Below are 17,080 nucleotides of genomic sequence, written 5' to 3' on the forward strand. Positions count from 1 at the left end.
GCCCGGGGCCGTCGGCCCACGGCGGTACGGTTGCGCTCCAACAGCGCACCACGCGCCCGGGCCGGCAGTCGGCCCGGCCGGGGGAGGCGACCGCGGCAACCGGAGGGAAGGGCGCGCGATGGCGGCGGAAGAGGAGGGCCTGACCGGCCCCGGCGGGGCCCGGCCCGCGTCGGGCGAGCGGGCCCAGCAGCCCCAGCACTCCCAGCAGTCCGAGCGCCCGTCCGGCCCGCGCTCCGTCCCCGAGCTGCTGCTCGGCCGTCCGCCGATGGCCCGCCCGCTGCCGTCCTTCGACATCGAGGCGGCCCCCGCCGAGCCCGGCCGGCTGTTCGTCGAGTGGCTCGCCACCGCCCTGGACGCCGGGGTGCTCGACCCGCAGGCCTTCACCCTCTCCACCGTCGACGCGGACGGCATGCCCGACGCCCGGGTGCTGGTGCTGCGCGACGTGGACGCGGCCGGCACCGGCTGGAACTTCTCCATCACCGCCGACAGCCCCAAGGGCCGCCAGCTCGCCCACCACCCGGCCGCCGCGCTGTCCGTCTACTGGCCGCAGCTGGGCCGCCAGGTGCGGGTGCGCGGCAGCGTCGAGCGCGCGGCCGACCTGGTCGCCGCCGCCGAGTTCGCCACCCGCTCGCCCGCCGCCCGGGCCGCCTCGCTGGTCGGGCGGCAGAGCGAGGAGATGGCGGCCCTCGACGAGTACGACGAGGCGCTGGCCGCCGCCTACCGCGCACTGGAGGCGACCCCGGACGTGGTCGCGCCCGGGCACGCCGTCTACACCCTGTGGGCGCACGAGGTGGAGTTCTGGCAGGGCGAGGCCCACCGCCGCCACGTCCGGCTGCGCTACACCCGCACCGGCCCGGTCCGCACCCCGGAGTGGACGCGCGCCCTGCTCTGGCCGTAGGGACGGCCCGAGCTACCGCCGCCCGGTCAGCGTGGCCCCCACGCTGGCCACCACCACGCACCCGATCCCCGCCAGCTGCGGCGCTCCGAGCAACTGCCCGAGCACCACCAGCCCGACCAGCGCGCTGACCGCCGGCTCCAGACTGACGAGCACGCTGAACACCCGCTGCGGCATCCGCCGCAGCGCCGTCATCTCCAGCGCGTACGGGATGACCGGCAGCAGCAGCGACACCCCGGCGACGGAGGCGAGCAGCACCAGCGGCGAGGCGCCGGGCGCGGTCAGCCCGTCCCAGGCCTGCCCGAACCCGAAGGGCGCGAGCGTCAGCGCTCCGGCGGTCATCGACACCGCGAGCCCCTGGAAGCCCTCGAAGACGGCGCCGACCTTGTCGGTGAACAGGATGTACGCGGCGTAGCAGGCCGCCGCGCCGAAGGCGAAGAGCAGGCCGACCGGGTCGAGCCCGCCGCCGCCCTCGCCCTCGCCGAGCAGGGTCAGCAGCGCGACCCCGGCCGCGGCGAGCAGCGCCCAGAGCAGGTGGCTGGCCCGCCGGGCGAAGAACAGGGCGACGGCCAGCGGGCCGAGGAACTCGATGGTCGCGGCGGTGCCCATGGGCAGCCGGTCGATCGCGCCCGCGAAGAGCAGGGTCATCCCGGCGGAGGCCATGCCGAGCAGGGTGGCCGCGGCGAGGTCGCGCGGGCGCTTGCCGCGCAGCTTCGGCCGGGTGACGGCGAGCAGGACGACGGCGGCGAAGCCGAGCCGAAGGAAGGTCGTGCCGCTGACGCCGAGCGGGCCGAACAGCGGCTTGGACAGCGCGATGCCGGTCTGCACGAGGAACATCGCGGTCAGACAGAGAAGCGGCGCCGGGATCCTCTCCGGGCGCCGCAGGGCCTTGCCGAACCTCCGGCCGGTGGGTCGGCCGGGGCGCGCGTCCGGTGGGGCCGCGGTGCCGGGCTCCCCGCCTCGTCGCCAGCTGCCCCGCTCGCCGGCGGGCTCGCCCTTGGGGGCGGGCGGCATGGCAAGCGCCTCGGCGACGGCGGCGGCCGGCGTCGGGGCGATGGTTTCGCTGGGGCGGGAGGTGGGCATGGTAATGAGTTTGCCGTAAGGAGTGACGAACGGGCAAGCTCGTTACCGGAATCGGGACGGAAGCGGACGGGTGCGCCCGAATGGGTGGTCCGCCCGGGGCCCCGCGGCGTGGCTGCGTCGATCGTCCGATGGTCCGTCAGTATCAATGGCCGGTGCGCTATCTCCGCCCCGCGGCCCTGCTCGCCGCCTCCCTCGTGCTCCTGCTGGCCACCGACGGGACGGGCGAGAGCGCCGCGGCCTCCGCCCCGGCCGCCGCCGTCGTCCCCCGCATCCGCGCGGTCAACCTGCCCGACCGGGCCGGGCCGCCCAAGGCCCGCGAGGGCTGGTCCGGCGCCGCCTTCGACGCCTGCACCGCCCCCGCCCTCGACACCCTGCGGGCCTGGCGCGGCGCCTCCCCGTACGGGGCGCTCGGCGTCTACGTCAGCGGCGCCCAGCGCGGCTGCGCCCAGCCCCGGCTCACCGCCGACTGGGTCCGCCAGGCCCGCGCCATGGGCTGGCGCTTCCTCCCCGTGCACGTCGGCCTCCAGGCGCCCTGCGCCGACCCGACGCACAAGCCCAAGCGGATCGACCCGGCCAAGGCCGCCCGGCAGGGCCGGGACGAGGCGGGCGAGGCCGTCCACGCGATGCGCGCGCTCGGCTTCGACGGGGGCAGCCCGGTCTACCTGGACATCGAGTCCTACCCGATGCGCGATCCGGCCTGCGGCCAGGCCGTCGTGGAGTTCACCCTCGGCTGGACCCAGGCCCTGCACTCCGCGGGCTACCGCTCGGGCTTCTACTCCAGTCTCGACTCCGGCATCGCCGACCTCTCCGCCGCCGCCCGCGCCGGCAGCTCCCCCCTGCCCGACTCCCTCTGGTACGCCCGCTGGGACGACCGCGCCGACACCGACGGCTCCGGCCGCCTCGACCCCGACCTCTGGGTCTTCCACCAGCGCGTCCACCAGTACCGTGGAAACGTCGAGGAGACGTACGCCGGGGCGACCCTCACCATCGACCGCAACCACGTCGACGGCCCCACGGCCGACTGACCGGCGCCGCGCCCCCGGACGGGCGGGCGAAAGCGGGACGAATCCGTGATCCGTTCAACGGGGCCGCAGGGCTGACACGGGACGGGCGGAGCGGCACAATCGGGCACGTCGGCGCGCATTACCGCCCGGTAGGTGTGTCCGCAGGAGCAGCCGCCAGTGCCGCCAGGTCAAGGAGGACCCGTGTTCAGCACGATGCAGGACGTCCCGCTCACCGTCGCCCGAATCCTGGAGCACGGGTCCACGATCCACGCCCGCTCGACCGTCACCACCTGGAACGGCACCGGGCCGGTCGTCCGCACGTACGCCGAGGTGGGGGCCCGGGCCGCCCGGCTTGCGTACGCGCTGCGCGACGAGCTCGGCGTCGTCGACGACGACCGGGTGGCCACCCTGATGTGGAACAACGCCGAGCACCTGGAGGCGTACCTCGCCGTCCCGTCGATGGGCGCGGTGCTGCACACGCTCAACCTGCGGCTGCCCTCCCAGCAGCTCTCCTTCATCGTCAACCACGCCGCCGACCGCGTGATCATCGTCGACGGCAGCGTCCTGCCGCTGCTCGCCGCCGTCCTCGGCGACCTCGCGCCGACGCTCAGGCACATCGTGGTCAACGGCCCCGGCGACCGTTCGGTGCTGGCCGCGTTCCCCGGCACCGTGCACGACTACGAGGAACTGCTGGCCGGCCGGCCCGACGCGTTCCCGTGGCGCACCGACATCGACGAACGGCAGGCCGCCGCCCTCTGCTACACCTCCGGCACCACCGGCGAGCCCAAGGGCGTGCTCTACAGCCACCGCTCGGTCTACCTGCACTGCCTCCAGGTCAACACCGGCGACAACTTCGCCTTCACCCCGCGCGACACCGCGCTCCCGGTGGTGCCGATGTTCCACGTGAACGCCTGGGGCATCCCGCACGCCGCCTTCATGTCCGGCGCCAACCTGCTCATGCCGGACCGCTTCCTCCAGCCCAAGCCGATGGCCGAGATGATCGCCGCCGTCCGGCCGACCGTCAGCGCCGCCGTCCCCACCATCTGGAGCGGGCTGCTGGACGAGCTGGACGCGGGCGACTACGACACCTCCAGCCTGCGCATGGTGGTCATCGGCGGCAGCGCCTGCCCGCCCTCGCTGATGAAGGGCTTCGAGGAGCGCCACGGCATACGGGTCCTGCACGCCTGGGGCATGACCGAGACCTCCCCGCTCGGCTCCTTCGCCCAGCCCCCGGGCGGCCTGACCCCCGAGCAGGAGTGGCCCTACCGGATCACCCAGGGCATCTTCCCCGCCTCCGTCGAGGCCCGGCTGATCGGCCCGAACGGCGAGCGGATGCCCCACGACGGCGTCGCCGCCGGCGAGTTGGAGGTGCGCGGCCCCTGGATAGCCGGGGCCTACTACGGCGGCGCCGGGCAGGATCCGCTCCGGCCGGAGGACAAGTTCTCCGAGGACGGCTGGCTGCGCACCGGGGACGTCGGCACCATCACGGCCGACGGCTACCTGACCCTCACCGACCGGGCCAAGGACGTCATCAAGTCCGGCGGGGAGTGGATCTCCTCCGTCGAACTGGAGAACGCCCTGATGGCCCACCCCGAGGTGGCCGAGGCCGCCGTGGTCGCCGTCCCGGACGAGAAGTGGGGCGAGCGCCCGCTGGCCACCGTGGTGCTGCGCCCGGGCGCGACGGCCGGGCTCAGGGAGCTGCGCGCCTTCCTGGCCGAGCGGATCGCCTCCTGGCAGCTGCCGGAGCGCTGGTCGATCGTCGAGTCGGTGCCGAAGACCTCGGTCGGCAAGTTCGACAAGAAGGTGATCCGCGCGAGCTACGCGGCCCAGGAGCTGGACGTGACGGTGCTCGGCAAGGAGTAGCCGCCCCGCAGGGACGAGGAGGCCCCCGGTTCCACGTGGAACCGGGGGCCTCGGCGCTTCTCAGCCCGCGGCGGCGACGCCCGCCTCGCCCATCGCGCCGATCCGCCCGAGCAGGTCGACGATCCGCGACTGCACGTCCTCGCTGGTCGAGCGCTCGGCCAGGAAGAGCACCGTCTCGCCGGTGCGCAGCCGGGGCAGCTCGCGCGGGTCGAGGTCGACCGAGGTGTAGACCACCAGCGGGGTGCGGTGCAGCCGGTCGTTGGCGCGCAGCCAGTCCAGCAGGCCGACCCGGCGGCGGCGGATCTGCAGCAGGTCCATCACCACCAGGTTGGGCTGCACGCTGCTGGCGCGGGCCACCGCGTCGTTCTCGTCCGTCGCGTGCTCGACGTGCATGCCGCGCCGCTCCAGGCTGGCGATCATCGCGGCGGCGATGTCCGGGTCGCCCTCGACCAGCAGCACCCGGGGAGCGTGGTGCTCGCCGTCGCGCGGGGCCAGGGCGCGCAGCAGCACGGCCGGGTCCGCGCCGTACGCGGCGTCGCGGGTGGCCTGGCCGAGGCCGGCGGTGACCAGCACCGGGATGCGCCGGTTGAGCGCCGCCGTGCGCAGCGACTGCAGCGCGGTGCGGGTGATCGGGCCGGTCAGCGGGTCGACGAACAGCGCGGCCGGCTCGGCGCCGACCTGGGCGTCCACCTCCTCGCGGGAGCGGACGATCACCGGCCGGTAGCCGCGCGCCTGGAGCGCCTGGCGGGTGTTCGGGTCGGGCTCGGGCCACACCAGCAGCCGGCGCTCGCCGTCCGCCCCGGCCTGCGGCTGGTCCGCGCCGCCGCGCTCGGGGGCGGCGGGCAGCTCGGCCATCGGCCGCGGGGCCGTCCGGGCCTCGACGGGGACGGGCGGGTGCGCGGGCGCGGCGGGCAGCGCCTGCGGGCCGGCCGGGCGCGGCGGGGCCAGCTCGGCCAGTCCGCTGCCGACCGGGCGGGGAGCGGCGGGCTCCTCGGCGGCGGGCAGGGCGGGGCGGGCCGGCTCCAGCGCCGTCGACGGCTCCTGGCCGGGGCCGGGCGGCACGGCGAGGCGGCGCCGACGGCCGGTGGGCACGGCGGCGGGCTCCACCGGCGCGGGGGCCGGGCCGGCGGGCAGGGCGTGCTCCAGGCCGGGGTAGACCGGGGTGTCGGGCAGCCCGGGCAGGGCGAGGGCGCCCGAGGAGTCCTCGGTGGAGGGCAGTCCGCGGCGGCGCCGGGGCTTGGCCTCGGCGTCCCCGGCCGGGTCGGCGGGCGGCGCGGGGGCCTCGGCCACGGCCGTGCCGGGGCCGAGCGCGAGCGGCTCGCGGCCGTTCGTCCGGGGCGCGGCGGGGCGGCCGTTCTCGACGGGCACGGCGTAGGCGGGGCCGGAGCGGCCGTCGTCCTTGCCCCAGGGGTCGGTCAGGGTGCCGTCCGGGCCGGTCAGGCCCTGGCGCCCGTACGCGGGGGCGGCGCCGTTGCTGACCCACTGTCCGGTGGCGTCGCGCTCGGCGGGGGCGGAGGGCTGGTCCTCGGCAGCGGCCGGGCGGCCACGGCGGCCGCGCCGCTCGGCGGGGGGCTCCTCGGTGCCCGCGCGCTCCGGCTCGGGGGTCTCGCGCGCCGGGCGCTCGGCCTCGGCGGCGGGCTCGGCCGGGTCCTCGCTGCTGGGCAGCTGCGGGATGCCGGGCAGTTCGGGCAGGACGGCGCTGTCGCCCTCCTTGGGCCGGTCCGAGCGGCCCTCGGAGGCGGCGCGCTCGGCGGCGGCCTTGGCGGCGGCCGGGTCCAGCGGCAGCTCGACGACGTACGTGGTGCCGGCCCTGCCGGGCAGTTCGTGCGGCTGGAGGACGCCGCCGTGGCGCTCGACGACCGCGCGGGCTATCGGCAGGTGGACGGCGCTGCCGCCGCGGCCGGGCCCGCGGATCTCCACCCGGGCGACGTCGCCGCGCTGGGCGGCGGCCAGGACGACGGTCGGCGGCTCGGGAGCCGGACGCGGCGCGGGCGCGCCGGTCAGCCCGGGCACGGCGAGGCCGGGGGAGGCGGGGGCCGGGGGGTCCAGCAGGAGGCCGACGCCGCTGACGTCGGCGACCAGGTGCGCCAGCGCCTGGGCCAGTCGGCGCTCGTCGGCGATCACCTCGACGGCGGCGGCGTGCACCGAGAACCGCACCCGGCCCGGGCCGGTCAGCTCCCCGGCCTCCTCGACGGCCCGACGGACGACCTCGTCCAGGCCGACCGGGACGTGCTCCTCGGCGGGCTTGCGGCCGCCCTTGGAGCCGCTGACGTCCCGGGCGTCCGTGTCCTTGGTGTCCTTGAGGTCCTTGCCGTCCCTGCCCTCGGCCGGGGCGGCGCCGGCCTCGGCGCGCTGGTGCTCCAGCACGTCGTCGATCAGCTTCCCGAAACGGCGGCACTCGTCGGCGAGGCGGCGCAGCGTCCAGTTGGCCTCGGGCCACAGCTGCCCGGCCGGGTCGGCGGCGAGCGTCTCCAGTCTCTGGTTCAACGCGCTGAGTGCGCCACCGAGTTCGCTCTCCAGGACGGCGGTGAGGTGCTCGTTGCGGGCGACGAGGGCGAGTTCGCGGCTGCGGTCGGTGAAGGTCATCACCGCGCCGACCAGCTGGTCGCCGTCCCGGACGGGGGCGGTGGTGAGGTCGACGGTGACGGGCCGGCCGTCCTTGCGCCACAGCACGGTGCCGCGCACCCGGTGCTTGCGCCCGGAGGTCAGGGTGTCCAGCAGCGCGGACTCCTCCAGCGCCAGCGGGGTGCCGTCCGGCCGGGAGTGCTGGATCAGCGGGTGCAGCTCGCGCCCGCCCAGCTCGCTGGCCCGGTACTCCAGGATGTGCGCGGCGGCCGGGTTGACCAGCACGCAGCGCCCTTCGAGGTCCACGCCCAGCACGCCCTCGGCGGCGGCCCGCAGGATCATCTCGGTCTGCTTGTGCTGGCGCCGCAGCTCGGCCTCGACGCCGACCCGGCCGGAGAGGTCGCGGACCAGCAGCAGGAGCAGGTCGGAGGAGGAGGGGGAGCGGGAGCCCTCGCGGTAGGGGTCGTACGAGCCCGAGGGCGAGAGCGCGGAGCCGCGGCCGCCGTCGTCGGCGAAGTCGTTGCCGGAGACCTCGACGGGGAAGGTGGTGCCGTCGGTGCGGTGGGCGGTCATCCGGACCGGGCGGTCCAGGGGGTCGTCCTCGCGGGTCGCCGGGCGCATCGAGCCGGGGATGCGGCTCGGGTCGAACTCGGGCAGCAGGCCCAGCACGCCCATGCCGACCAGTGAGGTGCCCGGCGCCTGCAGCGCCTGGACGGCCGCGCTGTTGGCGTCCACGACGGTGCCGTTGCTGTTCACCAGCAGCAACGCGTCGGGCAGGGCGTCGAGTATGGCGGCGAGGCGAGCAGCGCCTCGGATCGGCCTGCTGCTCACGTCGACAGGTCTCCTCGGCTCGGGGCAGCTCCTCCGGAGACGGCAGTATCTCATTCTTCTTTGCGGCGGGGACGACCCGCCTAGTAACGTGGGCGGTGGTTGGTGCCGGGCCCCACGGTTGTGGCATCATCACTGACACACGGAACGGGTCCGCGCGAGCGGGCGTGCTCCTTGTGGGGAGGCTTCGCCTAGTCCGGTCTATGGCGCCGCACTGCTAATGCGGTTTGGGTCTTAAAGCCCATCGAGGGTTCAAATCCCTCAGCCTCCGCAGCACGGGAGCCCCGTCGACGATCACGTCGGCGGGGCTCTTCGCATGTCGGGAGCCGGTCGCCGGACGGCCCTCCGGCCGTCGCGTCCCGGGGCCGGAGCAATCGATTTCGTCCCACGTCGCAGGTCATGTAATGTTGTCCTCGCACCGCCCCGGGGGCAACGTTCACCGGGGCGAGCGCTCATAGCTCAACGGATAGAGCACTTGACTACGGATCAAGAGGTTGCAGGTTCGAATCCTGCTGAGCGCACCACACCTTCCGCAAGATCGGGTTCGCCCGTTCCTTGCGCTCATAGCTCAACGGATAGAGCACTTGACTACGGATCAAGAGGTTGCAGGTTCGAATCCTGCTGAGCGCACCATCGAGAAGCCCCCGGCCACAGGCCGGGGGCTTCTCGCGTTGCGGGCCCCGCTCGGGCGGTCGAACTGGCATTCCCGGTGGATGGATGGATACCGGAGGCTGGGTTCCGGCGGATTGTTCTGAATTCCCCTTTCCCGCAGGGGATTTCCGTGCGCCGTGCGCAGGATCGATTGCCGCCTAATGGATGAAATGCATCCGTTTCGGGTACATCCCGTCTCGCCGTCCCGATGCCTGCCAAACGGGTGGGACCCGGCCGAAACAGCAGGTGTCGCGGTATGACCGGCCCAGGATCGTGATTCCGTTTTGTCCGATCTTGTGCCCAGACTGCCCGTCGCCCCGGCAGCCGACCGTGAAGGAGAGCCGGATGAGCCGACCGTCCCCCCGCACAGCCGCCGCCCTGGCCGTCCTCACGGCGGGGCTGCTGACCGGCTGGAACGCCCCGCTCGCGGGGGCCGAACAGTCCCCCGACGCGTGGTCCGGCGAGCACCGGGCCGTGCTGCCCTCCGGCCTTTCCGTCCAGCTGGAATTCGCCGGCGCCCCGGGCACCGGGATCACCGCCTCCTCCGGGGAATTGGCCGACCGCGCCGGAGGGGGGCGTTCGGTCACGCCGTACGCCGACGGAATGCGTCCCGGAGATCCCGCGCAGGTATTCGCCGTCGCCGACGGACAGGCGTCCGCCGACGGTTCCTGGCACCAGGTCGGAACGCTCCGGCTGACCTTCTCCCGGCCCGTCCGCAATCCCCGGCTGCACCTGAGCGGGCTCGCCGCGCTCGCCACCGGGAAGACCGGCGCCACCTCCACCGCCGCCCGCCTCACCCTCACCGGCGGCTCGCCCGCCGCCCCCGTCCTGGTGGGCCGCACCCCCTGGTCCGGCTGGACGGTCGGCGCGGCCGGCCTGGCCCCGTCCGGTGCGGACGGCGCCGCCGACGGCGCGGACGGCTCCGCCGCCGAGGGCAGCGTCGAACTCGCCGGGACGATCCGCAGCGCGGAGTTCCGCGTCGAGCAGCGCGGCACCGCCCGGTCGGGGAGCACCACCGCCGCGCCCGTCCTGCACCAGGCCTACACCGTCACCGTCGACGAGGACCTGGGCACCGCCCCGCAGGACTACGGCAACGCCTCGCACGTCGTCTCCGACCTCTTCCTCGGGCGGGACGCCACCGGCTCCGGCCGCAGCGCCCGCCCGGCGGCCACGGCCGGTGCCGCGTCCGGCGACGAGCCGATGGTCCAGGTCGACCACGGGGCCGCCCGGCGCAGCCCGTTCGACCGGCCCGCCGTCAGCCCGCCGCCGCCCAGGCTCCAGCCCGGCCGCGGCGAGTACCAGGGCGCCGACCCCTCGATCAGCTTCCCCGCCGAGGCCGCCATCGGCCGCTACTACCGGCTCACCGTGCCCGTCGCCGTCGGGGACCAGCCCGCGACCCTGGCCGGATGGATCGACTTCGGCCACAAGGGCCGCTTCGACCCGGCCGAGCGGGTGCAGGTCGAGGTCCCCGCCGGCGCCGACACCGCGACCCTGGAGTGGACCGTCCCGTCCGGCGCCGCCAGCGGCGACACCTGGGCCCGGCTGCGGATCGCCCGGGACACCGGCCAACTCGTCGGCTCCGGAGGCTTCGCCGACTCCGGGCAGGTCTCCGACCAGAAGGTCAGGCTGACGGTGGGCGCCGCGCGGCCCGAGATCGCCGACCCCGTCGACGGCGACGTGCTCGCCGACACCCGCCCGCAGATCCGCGGCGAGGCGGCCATCCCCGGCGCCACCGTCGAGGTCCGGGACGGCGACGCGGCGCTCTGCCGGGCCCGGGTCGGGCGCGGCGGCGACTGGACCTGCCGCCCCGACGCGGCGCTGAGCGGCGGCGTGCACAGCCTCACCCCGGTCGAGACCACGGTCGGCGGCGTGGTGCTGCGCGGCGAGCCCGTCCGCGTCAGCGTCAAGACGGCGCCGCCGAGCGCGCCCGTGCTCACCCTGCCCGAGTACACCAACGACCCGGGGCTGCTGCTCACCGGCACCGGCGAGCCCGGCAGCGCCGTCTCCGTCTCGGACCGCTACTCCGACAGCGACGTGTGCACCACCGGGGTCCGGGCGGACGGGCAGTGGGCCTGCCTTCCGGTCGAGAACCTGCCGGACGGGCAGCACCAGCTCACCCCGGTCGCCGTCGACGCGGCGGGGAACCGGACGCCGGGGAAGACGGTCAGCCTGGTCGTCGACACCGTTCCGCCGGACAGGCCCGTCCTCACCTCCCCGGCCTCGGGGGAGACCCTCCGCAGCAGCCGCCCGAAGCTCGCCGGGCGTGCGGAGCCCGGGGTGAACGTGCAGGTCACGGCCCGGACGGGCAGTGCGGACGCGGGGGAGAGGACGGTGCTGTGCGGGGCCACGGCGGCGCTGGACGGCAGTTGGAGCTGCACCGCGAACCGGGACCTGGCGGACGGGGCGCAGTGGCTCGTCGTCACGGTGACGGACCGGGCGGGGAACGCGACCTCGGGGGAGCCGGTGGCGGTGCGCGTCGCGGCGGGGGGTGGGGCGGCTACGGCCTCGGCTTCGGCTTCGGCTTCGCCGAGCCCGTCGGCTGCGGGGACGGCTACGGCTACGGCGGCAGCTACGGCTTCGGGTTCGGCGTCGGGTTCGGCGTCGGCGAGTGCGGTGGCTTCGCCGGCTGCCTCGGCGTCGAGTCCGGCGGCGGTGACGGGGCCGGCCTCGCCGAGCCCGAGCCCGAGCCCGAGTCCGAGTCCGACGGTGTCCGCCTCGGCGGCGGTCGCGTCGAGTGCGGGCCCGAGCCTGAGCGCCTCGGCTTCGGCGACGCCGGAGGTGCCCGCGACGGTGCCTCTGCTGCCAGGGGTGATGCCGATCCCCGTACCGGCCGTGCCGGTGCCCGTTCCGAGTGCGGCTCCCTCGCCCTCGGCGGTGGCGAGTTCGAGCGCCTCCGCGTCGCCCGAGGCCGCGGGGCCGTCCCTGCGGCCGGTGGCGCCGGGGGTGTTGCCGATCTCCGTCCCCGTGCTCCCGGTCGCTGCGGTGGTGACTCCGACTCCGAGCCCGGCCCCGATCGCATCCGCGCAGGTCGCGGCCTCGCCATCGGCGTCGGCGAGTACGAGTGCGAGCCCGAGTGCGAGCCCGAGCGCGCGGGCCCTGCCCACGCCGGGTGACGCGCCGTCGTCGGCCGTGGCCGCCGTGGAGGAGGAGACCGAGGGCGGATCGCCGAGGCCGCAGGCGGCGCCGCCCGTCGAGGGGCGGGCCGTGGCCGCGCCGCCCGAGGAGCCGGGCCGGCGGGGTCTGCTCGCCGGAATCCTGCTGGTGCTCGCCGGGATCGGGCTGATCACTCGCCGGGTGATCTCCCGGGGCCCCGGTGCCAGAAGGCGCTGACCTGCGCCTGATCCGTTCCCACCGTCCCGACCATCCGTTCATGTGCCTGCGCGTCAGGTCAGCTTTGGACGATTCGTCAGCAAATGTCGACACACCTCAGCTCAAATGTCGCATTTGATGACGTATGAACTTAGCCTGACTCTGGCACTGCCCGTCAGATCCGGGCCGCCCGTTGCGCGACACACCGACCCTGAGGACCCGTGCATGGACGTCACCCGCGATTCTTCGCAGCGACCCGACCACCTGCCCAAGACGCTTCCGCCCGCTCTGCCGGAACGTTCCGCCTCGGGCTCCAGCCCCCTCGTCAAGGCCACGGCCGTCCGGATGACCAAGACCGCCAAGCCCGCCGGACCGGTCGACACGGGCCCGGCGACCGCGCCGCTGGCCATGGTGCCGAGCCCCTCCCCGGCTGGGCCCGCCGACCTGCGCGACCCCCTGGAGTCGGTGGCGCCGGAGACCGTCGAGCTGCCCGAGGCCGTCCCGGCCGGCGCCCGGTCGGCTGCCACCTCCCGCCGCCCCCCGCGTGCCGACCAGGCGCTGCGCGAGCACGGCGCCCGGGCCGTGCCCGGCTGGATCGCCCTGTTCCTGGTGCTGCTCGGCCTGGCCGGCGTGGTCTACGTGCTGCTGCGCACCGGGGTGCTCCCGCACTGGGACGTCCTGCCCGATCTGCGCGGCACCGCCGCGAAGGAGAGCGGGCGCGCCGAGGTGGACGCCGCCTCGATCGCCGCGACCGCCGGGGCGGGCCTGCTGGTGGTGTTCGTGCTGGCCGGCCTGCTGGCCAACGCCGGTGGCGAGACCCGGGTGCTGACCCGCTGGGGCCGCTACCGGGGGACGGTCCGCCGCACCGGCCTGGTCTGGGTCAACCCGCTGCTGCGCCGCCGCCGGGTGGACGTGCGGCTGCGCCACTGGCGCAGCGAGCCGGTGAAGGTGGTCGACCGCACCGGCACCCCGATCGTCGTCCGGCTGCTGATCGTCTGGCGGGTCAAGGACACCGCGCGGGCGCTGCTGGCGATCGAGGACCACGAGGGCTACCTGCGCGAGCAGGTCCAGGCGGTGCTGACCCGGACGGCCTCCACCCTGCCCTGCGACAGCAACGCGGCCCCCGGGCCCGCCCTGCGCGACGGGCAGTGGTTCGCCGACGAGATGACCCGGGCCCTGGCCGCCGAGGCCGCCCCGGCCGGCCTGGAGGTGTACTCGGTGCAGCCGCTGGCGCTGGACTACGCGCCCGAGGTCGCCGAGTCGATGCGCCGCCGCCGGCTCGCCGACCTGGACGCCGGGCTGCGCACGGTGCTGGTCGACGACGCGGTGGAGGCCGCCGCGCTGGCCGTGCGCCGGCTGGAGCGGGCCACCGCCCACGAACTGGACGAGGCCGCCCGCAGCGCGCTGATGGAACAGCTGCTGGTCGCCTTCGTCGCCCCGGCCGGAGTGGCCGCTTCGGTACCGCCTCCGGCCGCTCGGGCCGGGAGGAAGGAAGGACGACCCGCATGAGGATAGCCACCGGCGCGTACGCCGAACCCGACGTCGAGCAGGCGGTGGACGCGGGGCTGATCGGCTTCGAGGAGAGCCTCGGCAGCATCCCCGCGATCGCGGGCTGCGGCTGCCCGAACTGCGCGGCCCGTCCGCGGACCGCCGGATCCGGGGCGCCGGCCGGTGGCAGCCGAATACACCGCGCCGTGCGGGGGACCTGTCTGGCGACCACCGTCCTGGCGGGCGCCGGGGTGGTCGGCCTGACGGCCGGTGCCGGGGCCGCGCACGCCGCGCCCGGGACGCAGGGCTGGGACGGGTCGAAGTACTGGTTCAAGAACGGCGCGGGCGAGTGGCGTTGGACGAGCCACAGCAGCGTGTACGCCTCCCGCTCCGGCGGCTCCGGCGGGTCGAGCGCCTCCGGCGGCCAGTCGGCGTCCAACGGGTCGGCCTCCTCCTGGGGGACCCGGCAGGGCTGGGACGGGTCGAAGTACTGGTTCAAGAACGGCGCCGGGGAGTGGCGCTGGACGAGCCACTACGACGTCTACCTGAACCGCACCGGGCAGTCCGGCGGCGGGGACTCCGCGCCGCAGACCCCCTCCCAGCCGTCCGACGGCGGTGCGAGCTCCTCGGGGAACACCGAGGCGGCGATCAGCTACGCGCTCGCCCAGCTGGGCAAGCCGTACGTCTGGGGCGGTGACGGACCGTCCGGCTACGACTGCTCGGGGCTGGTCCAGCAGGCCTACCGGCGCAGCGGGATAGGCCTGCCGCGGGTGGCCGACGACCAGTACGCGGCCACCACGCCGATCAGCGCGGGCCAACTGCGCCGGGGCGACCTGGTGTTCTGGTCGGACAGCGGCCGGGCCTCGGGGATCCACCACGTGGGGATCTACCTGGGCGGCGGCAAGTTCGTCGAGGCGCCGCGGCCGGGAAAGACCGTCCGGATATCGACGCTCAACTCGGGCTACTACCCGACCCACTTCGGGCGGCCGTAGCCCCGTACGACACGGACCGGGCCCCGGCGGGAACAGCTCCCGCCGGGGCCCGGGCGCGTTCTAGGCCGAGGCCTCGTCCAGCAGGGCGGTCTGGGCCGGGGTGAGCTCCAGGGCGGCGGCGGCCAGCAGCGGGGGGAGCTGCTCGACGGTGCGGGCGCTGGCGATCGGGGCGGCGACGGTCGGGCGGGCGGTGAGCCAGGCCAGGGCGACGGTGGCGAGCTCGACGTCGTGGTCGGCGGCCACGGAGTCCAGGGCCTCCAGCACCTTGGGGCCGCGCGGCTCGGCCAGGTAGCGGGCTGCGCCCTCGGCGCGGGCGCTGGTGACGTCCGGGCCGCCCGGGCGGTACTTGCCGGTCAGGAAGCCGGAGGCGAGCGCGTAGTACGGGACGGTCGCCAGGCCGTGCCGGGCGACGACCTCGGCCAGCGGGCCCTCGAAGGTGGCGCGCGAGACCAGGTTGTAGTGCGGCTGGACGGCCACGTACGCGGCCAGGCCCTCGCGCTCGGAGAAGGCCAGGGCTTCGGCGAGGCGCTCGGCGGAGATGTTGGAGGCGGCGACAGCGCGGACCTTGCCCGCGCGGACCAGCTCGTCCAGCGCGGTGACGAACTCCTCGACCGGGGTCTCGTCGTCGCGGTGGGTGTAGTACAGGTCGATGTGGTCGACGCCGAGGCGGCGCAGCGAACCCTCGGCGGAGGCCTTGATGGTGGCGGCGCCCAGACCCTTGGCCTCGGGGTGCATGCCGACCTTGGTGGCGATCACCACGTCGTCGCGACGGCCCCGGCGGCGCAGCCACTCGCCGATGACGGTCTCGGACTCGCCGCCGGTGTTGCCCGGGGCCCACGCCGAGTAGACGTCCGCCGTGTCGACGAAGTTGCCGCCGGCGGCCGTGTAGGCGTCGAGCACGGCGAAGGACTGCTGCTCGTCGGCCGTCCAGCCGAAGACGTTGCCGCCGAGGGACAGCGGGGAGACGGACAGGTCTGAGGCGCCGAGGCTCACCCGGCGGAAGGCTGCGGTCATGACCGAAGTCAACCCGATCGAGGGGCGGCGCATTCCGTCCGTCGCGCGGACTTCACGCGCTCGTCGCACCGCCGTCGCGCCGCCGCCGCACGGCGCGGCGCCCCGGCGGGCGGGGAGGGGTCCGGGGTGTGCCTGAGGTGGGCGGATTCGTTAGAGTCCGTGCCATGGCTGACAACGACTACGACCCCGCCGGCAGCACTCAGATGTTCCGGGCGTTCGTCGACGAGACTCCGGCACCCCAGGCTCCGGGTTCCGTCTCCACCTACGGCCGCAGCGGCGGCAACCGCAACGGCAAGATCGCGCTGATCGCCGTCGTGGCCCTGGTGGTTCTGGGCGCCGTCGTCTGGCTGGCGGTCAAGTGACCCTCGCGCGGGTGACCCGGACGAGGGTCACCCGCGCGGTGGGAGTGCGGAGGTTCAGCAGGGCTTGCGCCAGGAGTTCAGATCGAGCTGCTTCTGCATCGAACTGAAGCCCAGGGACTTGGTCTTGGCGCAGAACTGGTTGGTGTCGAGCTTGTACTCGACGTGGAAGACCGCCTTGTTGGCCTTGATGAACGGCGAGACGCGGTCGCACTCGTCGAACTGCGAGCACTCCTCGTTGACCGCGAAGTCGAAGTCCCCCAGCAGCGCCGGGATCTGGTCGAGGTCGTTCTTGAGGCCGATGGCCAGGCCGCGGTCGTGCGCGAGCTTGGCGAGCATGCGGTTGTACGCGAGCTGGTCGTCCGGGGTCAGCGGGAAGCCGCTGTTCTGGTTGTAGGCCTCGATGGTGTCCGGCTCGATGGCGTCGAAGCCCTTGTTCTTGCACATGTCGAACCGGGCGCCCATCAGCGGCTTCAGCTGGTCGAGCTTGCGGATGTCGAACCACTTCTCGCCCTTCCAGCCGGTGTCCGAGCCCTGGAGGGTCTTGGCGAAGGCGGCGGAGTCGGGGCGGAAGTCCTCCCAGGAACCGGCGTTGATGTAGCAGATCACCTTGCGGCCCTTGGCGTGCAGGGCGGCGACCACCGTGGCGTCGTTCTCGAAGCCGTCGATGTCGTAGACCGGTACGTCCACGGACTGGTCGACGGGGCCGCTGCCGAGCTGCCACTGCCAGGCGAGGCCGGGGGTGGGCTGCCAGCGGGTGCCGGTGGCCGGTGGCGGGGTGGTGCCGGGGGCGGTCGTGGCGCCCGGGGTGGCCGGGGTGGCCGGCGGGGTGGTGCCGGCGGGGGTGCCCGGGGCGGTGGTGCCGGAGGTGCTCGGGGCGGTGGCCGCGGGCGGGTTGCTCGGCGGGGCGTCGGCCGAGTCCTTGTCGTCGTCCGAGCCCGAGCTGCTGCAGGAGGTGGCGAGCAGCGCGGTGGCGGTGGCGAGCGCTATGGCGGCGGGGATCAGCCGGAGGCGGCGGTTCACGGTTGT

Annotated in this window: 11 protein-coding genes and 3 tRNA genes; 10 read left to right on the forward strand and 4 right to left on the reverse strand. The window is 75.1% G+C overall.

The features are described from left to right. Positions 1–118 precede the first annotated feature (118 nt). Entirely contained in the window at positions 119–898 is a 780-nt protein-coding gene (locus ACIRRS_RS13600; protein WP_402969367.1) for a pyridoxal 5'-phosphate synthase, read from the forward strand. Between the two features lie 12 nt (positions 899–910). Here ACIRRS_RS13600 and ACIRRS_RS13605 read toward each other — a convergent pair whose 3' ends face one another. Continuing rightward, positions 911–1,978, reverse strand: a complete 1,068-nt coding sequence (locus tag ACIRRS_RS13605; RefSeq protein ID WP_402969370.1) for an EamA family transporter — start codon at positions 1,976–1,978, stop codon at positions 911–913. Positions 1,979–2,130: 152 nt separating this feature from the next. Between ACIRRS_RS13605 and ACIRRS_RS13610 the strand changes: the two genes are divergently transcribed. After that, complete coding sequence (locus ACIRRS_RS13610; RefSeq protein ID WP_402969373.1) at positions 2,131–3,003, forward strand: DUF1906 domain-containing protein; 873 nt, start codon at positions 2,131–2,133, stop codon at positions 3,001–3,003. 180 nt (positions 3,004–3,183) lie between these two features. Then, on the forward strand, positions 3,184–4,845 hold the full coding sequence (locus ACIRRS_RS13615; RefSeq protein WP_402969376.1) for a long-chain fatty acid--CoA ligase: 1,662 nt from the start codon (positions 3,184–3,186) through the stop codon (positions 4,843–4,845). Between the two features lie 60 nt (positions 4,846–4,905). Here the strand turns inward: ACIRRS_RS13615 and ACIRRS_RS13620 are convergent, their stop codons facing one another. Then, positions 4,906–8,241: a PAS domain-containing protein gene (locus tag ACIRRS_RS13620; protein WP_402969379.1), complete on the reverse strand. Its 3,336-nt coding sequence runs from the start codon at positions 8,239–8,241 to the stop codon at positions 4,906–4,908. A gap of 177 nt (positions 8,242–8,418) precedes the next feature. Here ACIRRS_RS13620 and ACIRRS_RS13625 point away from each other — a divergent pair. From ACIRRS_RS13625 to ACIRRS_RS13650, 6 genes are all read left to right on the forward strand, one after another. Then, a tRNA-Ser gene (locus tag ACIRRS_RS13625) sits at positions 8,419–8,509 on the forward strand. Between the two features lie 177 nt (positions 8,510–8,686). Continuing rightward, positions 8,687–8,762 (forward strand) — tRNA-Arg (locus ACIRRS_RS13630). Positions 8,763–8,795: 33 nt separating this feature from the next. Continuing rightward, positions 8,796–8,871: transfer RNA gene (locus tag ACIRRS_RS13635), tRNA-Arg, on the forward strand. A 363-nt stretch (positions 8,872–9,234) separates the two neighbouring features. Next, complete coding sequence (locus tag ACIRRS_RS13640) at positions 9,235–12,219, forward strand: Ig-like domain-containing protein (protein ID WP_402969382.1); 2,985 nt, start codon at positions 9,235–9,237, stop codon at positions 12,217–12,219. Positions 12,220–12,423: 204 nt separating this feature from the next. Then, complete coding sequence (locus ACIRRS_RS13645; protein ID WP_402969385.1) at positions 12,424–13,707, forward strand: SPFH domain-containing protein; 1,284 nt, start codon at positions 12,424–12,426, stop codon at positions 13,705–13,707. Continuing rightward, positions 13,704–14,678 carry a C40 family peptidase gene (locus tag ACIRRS_RS13650; protein ID WP_402969388.1) on the forward strand — a complete coding sequence of 325 codons (975 nt, stop codon included), beginning with the start codon at positions 13,704–13,706 and terminating at the stop codon, positions 14,676–14,678. The genes ACIRRS_RS13645 and ACIRRS_RS13650 overlap by 4 nt, the downstream gene beginning before the upstream one ends. 60 nt (positions 14,679–14,738) lie before the next feature. Here the strand turns inward: ACIRRS_RS13650 and ACIRRS_RS13655 are convergent, their stop codons facing one another. After that, positions 14,739–15,692, reverse strand: coding sequence for an aldo/keto reductase (locus ACIRRS_RS13655; RefSeq protein ID WP_402969390.1), 954 nt, complete (start codon positions 15,690–15,692; stop codon positions 14,739–14,741). A gap of 164 nt (positions 15,693–15,856) precedes the next feature. Between ACIRRS_RS13655 and ACIRRS_RS13660 the strand changes: the two genes are divergently transcribed. Beyond that, positions 15,857–16,054 (forward strand): hypothetical protein, encoded by a 198-nt coding sequence (locus tag ACIRRS_RS13660; RefSeq protein WP_402969393.1) that lies wholly within the window; start codon positions 15,857–15,859, stop codon positions 16,052–16,054. A gap of 54 nt (positions 16,055–16,108) precedes the next feature. Here ACIRRS_RS13660 and ACIRRS_RS13665 read toward each other — a convergent pair whose 3' ends face one another. Beyond that, positions 16,109–17,074 carry an endo alpha-1,4 polygalactosaminidase gene (locus tag ACIRRS_RS13665; RefSeq protein ID WP_402969395.1) on the reverse strand — a complete coding sequence of 322 codons (966 nt, stop codon included), beginning with the start codon at positions 17,072–17,074 and terminating at the stop codon, positions 16,109–16,111. Positions 17,075–17,080 lie beyond the last annotated feature (6 nt).

Origin of the sequence: Kitasatospora sp. NPDC101183, from assembly GCF_044767945.1 — a bacterium.
Classification (GTDB): domain Bacteria; phylum Actinomycetota; class Actinomycetes; order Streptomycetales; family Streptomycetaceae; genus Kitasatospora.

Excerpts from the sequence above, each read along its gene's own strand:
- ACIRRS_RS13660 (WP_402969393.1), top strand. The coding sequence starts at position 15,857 with ATGGCTGACAACGACTACGACCCCGCCGGCAGCACTCAGATGTTCCGG.
- ACIRRS_RS13645 (WP_402969385.1), top strand. The coding sequence starts at position 12,424 with ATGGACGTCACCCGCGATTCTTCGCAGCGACCCGACCACCTGCCCAAG.
- ACIRRS_RS13600 (WP_402969367.1), top strand. The coding sequence starts at position 119 with ATGGCGGCGGAAGAGGAGGGCCTGACCGGCCCCGGCGGGGCCCGGCCC.
- ACIRRS_RS13605 (WP_402969370.1), bottom strand. The coding sequence starts at position 1,978 with ATGCCCACCTCCCGCCCCAGCGAAACCATCGCCCCGACGCCGGCCGCC.
- ACIRRS_RS13640 (WP_402969382.1), top strand. The coding sequence starts at position 9,235 with ATGAGCCGACCGTCCCCCCGCACAGCCGCCGCCCTGGCCGTCCTCACG.
- ACIRRS_RS13655 (WP_402969390.1), bottom strand. The coding sequence starts at position 15,692 with ATGACCGCAGCCTTCCGCCGGGTGAGCCTCGGCGCCTCAGACCTGTCC.
- ACIRRS_RS13650 (WP_402969388.1), top strand. The coding sequence starts at position 13,704 with ATGAGGATAGCCACCGGCGCGTACGCCGAACCCGACGTCGAGCAGGCG.